The 11,172-nt window shown below is 71.2% G+C and carries 12 protein-coding genes; 6 read left to right on the plus strand and 6 right to left on the minus strand.

The features are described 5' to 3' along the window. Positions 1-1,348, minus strand: a 1,348-nt coding sequence (locus LX15_RS31645) for a 4Fe-4S dicluster domain-containing protein (RefSeq protein ID WP_253674818.1), incomplete at its 3' end; no start/stop codon positions are given. Between the two features lie 399 nt (positions 1,349-1,747). On the opposite strand from LX15_RS31645, the gene LX15_RS31650 reads away from it, so the two are divergent. Further along, entirely contained in the window at positions 1,748-2,530 is a 783-nt protein-coding gene (locus LX15_RS31650) for a TetR/AcrR family transcriptional regulator (protein WP_253674820.1), read from the plus strand. Between the two features lie 9 nt (positions 2,531-2,539). Next, on the plus strand, positions 2,540-3,445 hold the full coding sequence (locus tag LX15_RS31655; RefSeq protein ID WP_253674822.1) for an LLM class flavin-dependent oxidoreductase: 906 nt from the start codon (positions 2,540-2,542) through the stop codon (positions 3,443-3,445). 448 nt (positions 3,446-3,893) lie between these two features. Here the strand turns inward: LX15_RS31655 and LX15_RS31660 are convergent, their stop codons facing one another. After that, entirely contained in the window at positions 3,894-4,229 is a 336-nt protein-coding gene (locus LX15_RS31660) for an antibiotic biosynthesis monooxygenase family protein (RefSeq protein ID WP_253674824.1), read from the minus strand. Positions 4,230-4,967: 738 nt separating this feature from the next. Here LX15_RS31660 and LX15_RS31665 point away from each other — a divergent pair. Next, positions 4,968-5,792 carry an AfsR/SARP family transcriptional regulator gene (locus LX15_RS31665; RefSeq protein WP_253674826.1) on the plus strand — a complete coding sequence of 275 codons (825 nt, stop codon included), beginning with the start codon at positions 4,968-4,970 and terminating at the stop codon, positions 5,790-5,792. Positions 5,793-5,918: 126 nt separating this feature from the next. Then, positions 5,919-6,221 (plus strand): antibiotic biosynthesis monooxygenase family protein, encoded by a 303-nt coding sequence (locus LX15_RS31670; protein WP_253674828.1) that lies wholly within the window; start codon positions 5,919-5,921, stop codon positions 6,219-6,221. A gap of 261 nt (positions 6,222-6,482) precedes the next feature. On the opposite strand, the gene LX15_RS31675 is transcribed toward LX15_RS31670, so the two are convergent. Genes LX15_RS31675 through LX15_RS31685 form a run of 3 tightly spaced genes read right to left on the minus strand, consistent with a single transcriptional unit; the run spans position 6,483 to position 9,042 of the window. Further along, on the minus strand, positions 6,483-7,256 hold the full coding sequence (locus LX15_RS31675; RefSeq protein ID WP_253674830.1) for an SDR family NAD(P)-dependent oxidoreductase: 774 nt from the start codon (positions 7,254-7,256) through the stop codon (positions 6,483-6,485). Continuing rightward, on the minus strand, positions 7,253-8,224 hold the full coding sequence (locus LX15_RS31680; RefSeq protein WP_253674832.1) for an aromatase/cyclase: 972 nt from the start codon (positions 8,222-8,224) through the stop codon (positions 7,253-7,255). Before LX15_RS31680 ends, LX15_RS31675 begins: the two co-directional genes overlap by 4 nt. 32 nt (positions 8,225-8,256) lie before the next feature. Continuing rightward, the gene (locus tag LX15_RS31685; RefSeq protein WP_253674834.1) at positions 8,257-9,042 is read right to left on the minus strand and encodes an SDR family NAD(P)-dependent oxidoreductase; all 786 of its coding nucleotides are present in this window, start codon (positions 9,040-9,042) and stop codon (positions 8,257-8,259) included. Between the two features lie 211 nt (positions 9,043-9,253). Here LX15_RS31685 and LX15_RS31690 point away from each other — a divergent pair, with 211 nt between their 5' ends. Further along, a complete protein-coding gene (locus LX15_RS31690; protein WP_253674836.1) occupies positions 9,254-9,748 on the plus strand; it encodes a nuclear transport factor 2 family protein in 495 nt (164 codons plus the stop codon). Next, positions 9,745-10,680: an MBL fold metallo-hydrolase gene (locus tag LX15_RS31695; RefSeq protein WP_253674838.1), complete on the plus strand. Its 936-nt coding sequence runs from the start codon at positions 9,745-9,747 to the stop codon at positions 10,678-10,680. The genes LX15_RS31690 and LX15_RS31695 overlap by 4 nt, the downstream gene beginning before the upstream one ends. A 101-nt stretch (positions 10,681-10,781) precedes the next feature. Here the strand turns inward: LX15_RS31695 and LX15_RS31700 are convergent, their stop codons facing one another. Further along, positions 10,782-11,009: a hypothetical protein gene (locus tag LX15_RS31700; protein ID WP_253674840.1), complete on the minus strand. Its 228-nt coding sequence runs from the start codon at positions 11,007-11,009 to the stop codon at positions 10,782-10,784. Between the last annotated feature and the right edge of the window lie 163 nt (positions 11,010-11,172).

Here is an 11,172-nt window from a genome sequence, read left to right on the forward strand (position 1 = left end):
TCTGCCCCCACGGGTTGCCCTTGTTCTCCAGGTTCTTGAACATCCCTCCCAGCTCGGTGGGGAAGTTCGACTCGATCAGCACCTGGTAGCGGCGCATGTCGATGATGTGGTCGACGTGTTCGATGTCGACCGGGCACTGCTCCACACACGCCCCGCAGGTGGTGCAGGACCACAGCACCTCGGGGTCGATCACCCCCAGCTCGTCCGGGCCACCGACCAGCGGCCGCTCCGCCTCCGCCAACGCCAACACATCAATGCCAGCCAGACGCTGCTCGGCGTTGTCGCCGGTGATGCCGACCTCCTCACCGGCCATGTCCTTACGCCCACCGGCCAACAGGTAGGGGGCTTTGGTGTAGGCGTGGTCGCGGAGGCTGGTGATGAGCAGTTTCGGGGACAGGGGTTTGCCGGTGTTCCAGGCGGGGCACTGGGACTGGCAGCGGCCGCATTCGGTGCAGGTGGTGAAGTCCAGCCAGCCCTTCCAGGAGAAGTCCTCGACCTTGCCCGCACCGAACACGTCGGTGTCCGGGTCGGCTTCCTCAAAGTCCAGCGGCTTGCCACCACTCATCATCGGCTTGGCCGCGCCAAGGGCGACGGCGCCGTCCGCGTTGCGCTTGAAGTAGATGTTGAAGAACGCGGTGAAGCGGTGCCAGGCGACGCCCATCGTCATGTTCAGCGAGATCGCCACGATGAACGCCATGCCGCTCAGGATCTTGATCGCGGCGAGGACGGAGATCAGCGTCGTGCTGCTCGGCGCGACCGAGCCCAGCGCGTGGGTGAGCGGGGCGGCCCAGACCGGCGGGTGGATCAGGCCGGCGGCGTGCTTGACCGCGCGGATGCACACCACGCCGAGACCCTCGACGAGGACGATGCCCTCGATGAAGTAGGCGCGCCCCATGTGCGAGCCGGCGAACCGGGACTGGCGCTCGGCGCGTCGCGGGTGGTGGAGCTGCCGGATCACGATCAGCACCAGGATGCCGACGACCGTGGCCCAGCCCAGGACCTCCACCCAGAGGTTCCACGGCGCCCACTCGCCGAGGAGCGGCAGCTCGAAGCTCGGCTGGAACACCTCGCCGTAGGCCTCGGCCACGACCAGGAGCATCCCGAGGAAGCCCATCATCACGAACCAGTGGGCGATGCCCACCTTGGTCCACTTGAGCATCCGGGTGTGCCCGAGGACCTCCTTGACCGTGGTGACCACGCGGGCGCCGATCGGGCCGTTGCGGGTCGGGTCCGGTTGGCCGAGGCGGACCGTGCGCACCATCTGGATCACGGTCCGCACCAGCATCGCCACTGCGACGACAGTCACGGCGACGCAGATCAGCCCCAACGTGATCTGCAGAGCACCCATGCTCGCGGCCTCCTGTGCGGGAAGTGTTGCCGGGCGAGACTACGACATATTACTCACCAGTAACCAACCGGTGTGTCTCGCGTCGCAGGTCCTGGGCCGATCTCGGCTGATCTCGACCGGGTTCGACCGCGTTCGACGGGGTTCGACCGGGTTTGACGGGGCCCCCATCCCCTGTCGCCCCCTCGGCGCGTCCCTGGCCTTCTTCTGTCGACTCCCGGGCCATGTGGGTGACGGCCGAAGGAGTGGAACGGACCGTGTGCGCACGATCACCTTCGGTGGTTGCGATCGGGATTCGCGCTGGTGGTCCCGTCCCTCTCCGGCGCGCCCTGAGAGAGGTCGGACAGGTTTGGCGGCTCCGGGGGATGTCGATCCTCCGGAAATGATCTTAAAGTGGCGGCCATGTCTCCGTTTGACGACGGCCGGGGCCGGGTGGAACCCGTGTCGGACGAGGTGGCCCGCCGCTCCGACGCCCGTCGCAACCGGACCCGGCTGCTCGACGCCGCCAGGGCGGCGTTCGTCGAGCGCGGCGCCGACGTCCCGCTGGAGGAGGTCGCGCGCCGAGCCGGCGTCGGCATCGGCACGCTCTACCGGCACTTCGGCGACCGGTCCGGCCTGATCCGCCAGGTCGTGGTCGACCACGCCCACGCGGTGCTGGCCGAGGCGCGGCAGGCCTGGGTCGAGGAGCCCACGGCGTGGGACGCGCTGCGGCGCTTCGTGCTGCGCGCCGGCGACCTCGGCGACAGCGCCCTGGCACCGGTCGTCGGCGGTCGGGTCCCCAGGGACCCCGAGGTGCTGAGGGTGGTCGGCCAGGTGTCCGAGCTGCTCGGCCGCATGGTCGCCGGGGCGCGCGCCGAGGGCGCGCTGCGCGCCGACGTCACGGTGGGAGACATCCGGCTGCTGCTCACGCTGCTCACCCGCCCGCTGCCCAGCGCCCCTCCCGAGCTGCGCCGCGAGCTGACCCGCCGCCACCTCCGGCTCGCCCTGGACGGCATGGCGGCCGGCGACGCCCCGCCGCTGCCCGGCCCCGCCCTCAGCGGAACCCAGCTCGACGAGTACTTCGTGCTCGAACCGGCCACCAGGTCCGTCGCTCCCCCCGCAGGGTGGGACGGGGACGAGGGGCGGGAGGCGGAGCCACCCGACAGTTGCCGCGACGACACGCAGTTCCTCCCCTCCCCCCAGTAGGAGTCCACCGTGTTGCCTGAGATCGGCATCAACCACTCGTCCCTGGACGCGTCCGACGGCGTCGTCCCCGACCCCGTCGCGGTCGCCCGGCACGTGGAGGACCTCGGCCTGGACGCGCTGTGGGCCGGCGACCACCTCGCCACCCACTGGCCGATCCTGGAGAGCGGCCTGACGCTGGCCGCCGCGGCGGCGGCGACCGACCGGATCAGGCTCGGCTTCGCCGTCCTCCAGCTCGCGATGCGGCCGGTCGCCTGGGCGGCCAAGCAGATCCAGACCCTTCAGGTGCTGTCGAACAACCGGCTGCTGCTCGGCGTCGGCGTGGGCGGGGAGTGGCCGGACGAGTGGGCGGCCGTGGGCGTCCCGCGTTCGGAGCGGGGCAAGCGCACCGACGCCGCCCTGCGGGCCCTCCCGTCGCTGCTGGCGGGGGAGCGGACCGCCGTGCCCTACGTCGAGGACGCCTCGATCTCCCTGCTCCCCGCGGTGCCCCCCGCTCCGGTGTGGGTCGGCGGCAACTCCCCGGTCGCGCTGCGGCGGACCGCGCGGCTGGGCGACGGCTGGCTGCCCGCGCTGGCCACCCCCGGCGAGATCAAGCAGGGCCGCGACGAGCTGCGCGAGCTGGCCGAGGCGGCCGGCCGGCCGATGCCCAGGGTCGGCGCGCAACTGTTCGCCACGCTCGGCGCGCATCTCGGCGGCCTGCCGCACGAGCAGCTCGCGCAGCAGCTCTCCGGGCAGTTCAACCTGCCGTACGAGCACGCCGACGCGCTGGTCGTGAGCGGCCCGCCGAGCAAGGTCGCCGAGAGCCTGGCCACCTATGCGGAGGTGGGTGTGGAGCAGATGGTGGTGTGCACCTTCGGCGAGGACTGGCGCCGGCAGTGCGAGCTGTTGGCCGAGGCCCGGCGGATCCTCGCGGGCTGACGCCGGGCTCGCCCCGAAGCTCACCCGTCTCGACGGGTGACCCGAGCAGGCGTGGCCGACGACCCCCAGCGTCCGTCACGCCTGCTCGGCATGTTCAGCCGGTTCGGACGACGTCAGCGCGCGCGGGGCAGCGGAGCGGCGCGCGACCGCGCTTGAGGCCGTCGAGGGTGGAATCCCTGTGCTCCGAAGGAAATACGACCGACGCCGGCAGGCGCTGACTCCCCTGGGCCGCGCCCGTCCGAACCAACTTCCGTGTGGATTTCCGGAGTTTGGTTCTTACGGCGGGCGCCCGGTCCTCGCCGGGCTGGGCGCGCGCCGCGACCGGTGGCGGCCCGTCGGGGTGGGCAGGCGACAGGGCCGCCGGACGGGACGGTGTCCGTCCGACGGCCCTGTGTCGTCGGCTCTGTGTCGTCGGCCCTGTGTCGTTGGGGTTCAGGGTCGTCGAGCCTCAGACCTGGGCCGGCGCGCCCCGCTGGATCACGGTGGTGACGTGCGGGTCGCCCTTGATCAGGGGGAACACCCTGCTCACGCGCGCGTGGAACTCCGGGTCGGCCAACGAGCGGTCGAGCGATTCCTTGTCCTCCCACTCGGCGATGTTGAAGTAGACCTCGGGGTGCTCCAGCGAGCGCACGAACTGGAAGCGCACGAGCCCGGGCTGGGTGAGCATGAACTCCGCGACCTCCGCGTACGCGGCCTCCAGCTCCTCAGGGGAGCCGGTCAGGATGAGCTTGTTCACGAACACGACCACGGGCATCTCCTCCTCGTCGACGACCCGCCGGCGCATCGGCGGGGACCGTGTCCGTTTCGTCCGGTTCGCCCGAGGGGCAAACCAAAAGGCGGGACGGGTCGACCGCATTCAACCGCCGTCGGCTAGAGGGCGGATCGACCCGGAGTAGAAGCGACGGCACCCGGGTTGACAATGAGAAAGATGTTGGAAATGACTCACTCGGGTGGAGTACCTTAACAACCCCCGCGTATTGCGAGGTAGACCCCCTCATGTCGCTGTGCTACAGTGCGATCACGTGCTCTGAAAATAAGCGACAAGGCCGGATCCCGATCAGTGAATCGGGATCACTGGGGAGGTGCCTTGCGATGGGTGCGCCCCGACTTGTTTCTTTCTCACTGCGCGGTTCTGAAAGATTGTGAACGACTCGCTCTGCCGTTGACCGCAATCCGGAGGAGACTGGGGGTAAACCGCGATGAGATGTGGTCGCGTGACAAGGTCCGTGCCCTGTTCTCGCTGATAGTGCCCATCGTCCACGGAGCGGATCCGGGTGGTTCGCCGCGCCGGCGCCCCCGTTCCGTCCGGGGTGTCCGGCGCTTGGCGTCCTTTTCGGCCACGTGCCGCCGTCGGCGCGGCGCCACGACCTCCCCGACGCCGCCCCCGGCCGCGTCGCGCGTCGTTCGGCCCCGCTCCTTCCCGTTCGCCGCCCCGGATCGCCGAACAGTGCGTGGAAACACTGTCGTTCCCGCGTGCAGTCCTCGCCTGAAGGCGCGTGAAAACCTATCCGTTGAGGTCATCATGGAATTCGGAGTCCTTGGACCGCTGCTCATGCGCGAGAACGGGGTGTCCTATCTGCCCACAGCGCCGAAACAGAGACAACTGGTGGCGTTGCTGTTGTTGAACGCCAATCGACTCGTCGCCACCGACGCGTGCATGGAGGAATTATGGGGAACACATCCACCCCGAAGTTCCGTCCAGACGCTCCAGACCTACATCCTCCAGATCAGGCGGGCACTGGCCGCGTCCCCGACGGTGGGGTCGCTGGACGCCGCCAGGCGGATCCTGGTCACCGGGTCCCGGGGGTACGTGCTCGTCGTCGATCCGCACTCGTTCGACCTGTTCCACTTCGAGCGGTGGGTGGCGCAGGGGCGCTCCGCCCAGCGTGACGGCGACGACCGTCGCGTCTCCCACCTGTTCCGCGAGGCGTTGGCGGTCTGGCGCGGACCGGCCCTGATGGACGTCCACATCGGACAGCGCCTGCACACGCACCTGGTGGGGTTGGAGGAGTCCCGCCTGTGCACCCTGGAGCAGTGCTTCGAGGCCGAGCTGCGGCTGGGCCGGCACCACGAGCTGCTGAGCGAGCTGAGCGCCCTCGCCTCGCAGCACCCGGTGCACGAGAACCTCCAGGCCCAGTACATGCTCGCGCTCTACCGCTCCGGCCGGCAGGCGCAGGCGCTCGCCGTGTTCCGCCAGCTCCGCAGGACCCTCGCCGAGGAGCTGGGCCTTGAGCCGTCACAGCGGATCAGACGGCTGCACGAGGCCATGCTCGCGGTCGACCCGGTGCTCGACGTGGACGCGCCGAGCGCGCCGCGTCTCTCCCTCGACCTGGCCTCCATCGGCTGACCGCCGCGGGTGGCCGGCCCCGCCCGTGGGCGTCGGTCGGCCACCCGCGACCGGAACAGGCAGCACGGCCCGCACGGCCAGCACGGCCAGCACGGCCGGCGCCACCCACGACAGGAAGGGAACACCGTGATCGTCCTCGTCAACAAGATGACCATCAAGGGCTCGCCGGAGGAGTACGAGCGGCTCTACGCGCGCGCCGGCGCGTTCATGGAGACGCAGGAGGGACTGATCAGTTACCAGCTCGTCCGGTCGCAGACCGACCCCAGGACCTACTTCAACGTGGCGGTGTGGCGGGACGCCAGCGACTTCGAGCGGGCGGGCAGGGACGAGCGGTTCCATGCCATGTTCGCCGAGATGGTGGACCTGGTCGAGCCCGACCAGCACATCTGCCAGGTCGTGCACGAGGGCGCGCCCGGCAGGGCGGCGTGACGCGCGGAACACGTCGGTGGGCCGCCCCGTCCCGACGGGGCGGCCCACTCGTGTTCATTCCACTGTGGACGCTTCTTGTCCGCCAGGGGTGCCGTCCGTCCACAGTGGATCAGCGAGGGTGGTGTGGGTGGCGTGGGACCGACACGGAGGACGGGAAGGCCGCGTCCCACCGGGACGCGGCCTTCCCCGTTCGCTCGCCGAGGCCCTGCCCCGACACCGACCCCGACACCGACCCCGACGCCGCGCCGGGGCGGAGACCGGCTACATCGCCACGCTGGCCCCGCCGTCGACCGCGACGACGACACCCGTCGTGAAGCCCGAGTGCGGGCGCGCCAGGTTCACCACCCACCACGCCACCTCCTCCGGCTGCCCGATCCGGCCCATCGGCACCCTCGCCCGCTGGGTGCGCCGCAGCTCGGCGATCCGCTCCTCGCTGAACCCGGCGTTCTCCGCGATCTCGGTCTCGATCGGGCCGGGAGCCACCGACACCACCCGCACGCCGTGCGGCGCCAGTTCCACCGCCCAGGTGCGGGTCAGGAAGTCCAGGCCCGCCTTGGTCGCCCCGTAGACGGAGTTCCCCGGCCAGCCCCGCACCGCGCCCGCGGTGCTCACGTTGACGATCGTGCCCCTGGCGGCGCGCAGCGGCTCCAGGCAGGACTGCGCGAGGAACATCGGGGCCATGAGGTTCGTGGCGACCTGCTGGCGCGCCTGCTCCGGGTCGATCCGGCCCAGCGGCGACCGCACCACCACCGCCGCGTTGTTCACCAGGACGTCGATCCGCCCGAACTCGGCCAGCGCCCGTTCGGCCACCGCCTCCGGCGCGCCGGGCTCGGTGATGTCGACGGCGAAGGGACGGATGCCCTGCCGCCCCCGCGCGGTCTCGGTCAGCTTCGCGGCCCGTCGGCCCAGCGCGAGCACCCGCGCGCCCGCGTCGGCGAACGCGTGCGCGACCGAGCGGCCGATCCCGCTGCCGGCCCCGGTCACGACGACGGCGGCGTCGCGCAGCGACTCGTCCTGCCCCGTCCGCCCGCTCATCCCGCGGCTCCCCTGGCCCGCTCGACGAAGGACTTCGCCCGCAGCAGCGTCGTCATGCTGTCGCGGCTCAGGGCGTTCCTGGCGAACTCCTGGGCCTCGGCGACCGTCGCGCCCGGCCCGAGGACTGTCGGGACCGCCTCGGGGTCGACCACGACGGTGTGCCGGGAGGTGACGGCGACGCCGTCCCCGGTCTCCTCGAACAGCCAGCACCCGGTGTGCGCCGACAGCAGCGCGGGCGGCACGAGCTGCTTGTAGACGATCTTCTCCTGCGGGAAGCAGATCCGGACCGACCGAGTGGTGTGGACGGTGCCGTCGGGCCTGATGGTGTCCATCTCCATCACCTGCACGCCGGGCTCGTCCTCGGTGAGCGCGAGCCGGGCCACGTGCGGCAGCCGCCGCGGCCACTCGGCGGCCTCGCGCACGAAGTCGTACGCGGCGGCCCGAGGACCCGCCATCCGCACGGTGTCCTCGAAGGTCAACGACAGCTCGTCCAGCGCGCGGCCCCGCTCCGCCGCGGACTGGAGGCCCGCCAGCTCGACGCGGCTGTTGCGGTCCACCACCTCGTCGATCCACGCGAGGCTGTCCGGGTCGTCGTCGATCGCCCGGTAGGTGTGGCCGAACACCACGCGGGTGCGGCCGGCGGCGACGGCCTCCATGCGCCAGCGCCCGCCCATCCTGGCGACGGGGGGCTGGGAGACCTCCTGCCGGAACGCGATCGTGCGGGCGACCGGGTCCAGCTCCCGGACCGAGGTCCAGGTCTTGACCTCGTCCTTGGCGGTGGCCCAGATGCGGAAGCGCTCGCGGGTGGCGCTCCGCTCCAGGTGCTCGACGTGGACGGTGGGGCCGAACACCACCGGCCACCTCGTCACGTCCGCGATGAGCTGGTAGACCTCGCTCGCGGACGCCGCGATCGTGATCTCGTGCTCGGTGCGGTGCAGCGGCCCGTCGGCGACCACGGAACCCGTCATGCGCTCGTTCCCTCCTCGCGACTGTGGGCGGCTCAGTAGTTGCCGAGGCCGCCGCAGACGTTGATCGCCTGGGCGGTGACGGGGGCGGCGGCGTCGCTCACCAGGTAGGCCACCATCCCGGCGACCTCCTCCGGCGTGGCGTAGCGCCCCAGCGGGATCTTGGCGTTGAACCGCTCCAGCACGTCGTCGGTCGTGGTGTCCCAGATCCGCGCGTAGTTGCTCCTGACCTGCTCGGCCATGGGCGTCTCGACGTAGCCGGGGCAGACCGCGTTGACCGTGATGCCGGTCCTGGCCAGCTCCAGGCCCAGCGCCTTGCTGAAGCCGACGACGCCGTGCTTGGAGGCCGAGTAGGGGGCGCCCAGCACCACGCCCTGCTTGCCGCCGGTGGAGGCGATGTTGATGATGCGGCCGCGAGCCTTGCCCCGCATGCCGCCGGTGGTCAGCACCTCGCGTGTCATCAGGAACACGCTGTTGAGGTTGGTGTTGATGACGTCGAACCACAGCTCGTCGCTGATGTCGGCCGTGGGGCCGCCGCCGGGGCGGCCGGCGTTGTTCACCAGGACGTCGACGCTGCCATAGCGGTCGACGGCGGCGCGCACGAAGTCGCGCACCTCGTTGGCCGAGCGGACGTCGCAGGCGACGCCGTCGACCTCGTGGCCCTCGCCGCGGAGCTGGCGCACCGTCTCGGCCACGGTGTCCTTGTTCCTGGCGCAGACGAACACGCGCATGCCCGCCGCGGCGAGCGTCCTGGTCACGGCGAGCCCGATGCCGCGCGTCGCGCCCGTGACGATCGCGACCGAACCCTCGTTGCTGGCCATCCCCGTTCCTCTCCGTCGGAGGCGAATTCGCGTGCCAGTCTTGGGTTTCCGCCTCGAAGCCGGTTAGAGGTGCGGTTGAGACCTGCTGCTGGGCCAGGGGACACCGCGTGGTGTCCATGCCGCGTCCAGTCGTCCTCTAGCCGGCCCTGTGAGGGTGGGGGAGGCGGCCGGTGGCCGCTTTTCCTTGTCCCGCAAGCGAAGGAGGGCGCCCGTGTCCGCGCCTGACGTTGTGGCGACGCCGGTCGCCGGCGAGCTGTACCACGAGGTCCACCAGTTCTACGCGCAGCAGATGTACCTGCTGGACGAACATGACGTCGACGGATGGGTGAACACCTTCGCCGAGGACGGGGTGTTCGTCTCCAACGGGCTGCCCGAGCCGTTGCGGGGGCACGCCGAGCTGTTGCCGGCGACGCGGGCCGGGGCCGACCGCCGCGACGAGCGGGGCGTGGTGCACCGGCACCTGATGACGATGCTCGCGGTGTGGGAGCGCTCCGACGGCACCCTGCTGACCAGGGCCTACGTGCTCGTTGTCGAGACGGGGCGGGAGCAGCCCACGCGGACGTGGGCCAACACGGTGATCCAGGACGTGCTGGCGCGGCGCGGCGACTCGTGGGTGGTGTTGGAGCGGCGGATCGCGCTGGACCGCAAGGGGCACGCCTCCTCGGTGCTGCCCGACGTGAGTCGAGAGGGGGCGCGTCCCGCATGAGCCAGGCAGCGACCACGATCGCGGACACCACGCCGCCGGCGGAGATGACGGAGGTCGCCGACGGCGTCTTCGCCTACGTCCAGCCCGACGGCGGGTGGTGTCTCAACAACGCCGGCGTCCTGGTGACCCCCGGTACCACCACGGTCATCGACACGGCGGCCACCGAGACCAGGGCCCGCGCGCTGCGGGCGCGGATCGCCGAGCTGACGCCCGTCGTGCCGCGTACCGTCATCAACACGCACAGCCACGGGGACCACACATTCGGCAACTTCGTGTTCACGCCGGACGCCGAGGTCGTCGCGCACGAGCGCAACCGGGCGGAGGTCATCGAGAACGACCTCGCGCTGCGGAACCTCTGGCCCGACGTGTGCTGGGGCGAGGTCGTCGTGCACCCGGCCACGACGACCTTCGCCGACCGGCTGACGCTGCACCGCGACGACCTGCGCGTGGAGTTGTTCCACCCCGGCCCCGCCCACACCACGAACGACGTGGTGGTGTGGGTCCCCGAACGCCGGGTGCTCTTCACCGGCGACATCGCGATGTCCGGGTGCGCGCCGTTCGTGCTCATGGGCTCGGTCAGCGGCTCGCTGGAGGTGTTGGAGCGGCTGCGCGGGCTTGGCGCGGAGACCGTCGTGTGCGGACACGGCCCGGTCGGCGGCCCCGAGGTCCTCGACGCCAATCTCCGGTACTTCGAGTGGCTGCGGCGCGTCGCGCGGGAGGCGGTCGCGGCGGGGCTGAGCCCCCTCGACGCGGCCAGGGAGCTGGACATGGGCGAGTTCGCCGGGCTGCTCGACTCCGAGCGGATCGTCGGCAACCTGCATCGGGCGATGGCGGAGGAGCGGGGGCTGGAGCGCGGAGTGCCCCTCGACGTGGTCGGCATCTTCCAGGAGATCGTCGCCTTCCACGGCGGTCTGCCCACCTGTCGCGCCTGACCGGCCACGCGGCCCACGGGGACTGTTGTCCACTGTGGACTGTTGTCCACTGTGGACTGTTGTCCAACTGGGGATGGCTGTCCACTGGGGATGGCTGTCCACTATAGACGGTGTTCCTCGTCGGTCATGCGGAGGCCGGTGACGTCGGTGGGCGAGCGGACCCCGATCACGTCGCGCCACCCGCCCGGCCACTCCCGGAACCCGTCAACCTCGACGGGCCGGCCATCCCGGGTCAGGGGCGGGAGGAACCGCCACCCGCCGTTGCGCAGGGTGATGAGGTGGGCGAGTTCGGGGAAGGCGTCGACGGCGGCCTGGTCGGTGGCGTTCATGGCGAGACCTCTCAGGCGCGGCGGGTGTGTCGGGTCAGGGGCTGGCCGCCGTAGGCGTGGAGGTCCTCGATCTCGTGGCGTCGCCGCCGCTCGACCAGCGCCCGCCGGTCGGCGATCTCGCTGACGGCCTCGGCGCACGCGGAGCACTCGGGCCACTGCCACT

Source organism: Streptoalloteichus tenebrarius (assembly GCF_024171885.1).
GTDB classification, from domain to species: domain Bacteria; phylum Actinomycetota; class Actinomycetes; order Mycobacteriales; family Pseudonocardiaceae; genus Streptoalloteichus; species Streptoalloteichus tenebrarius.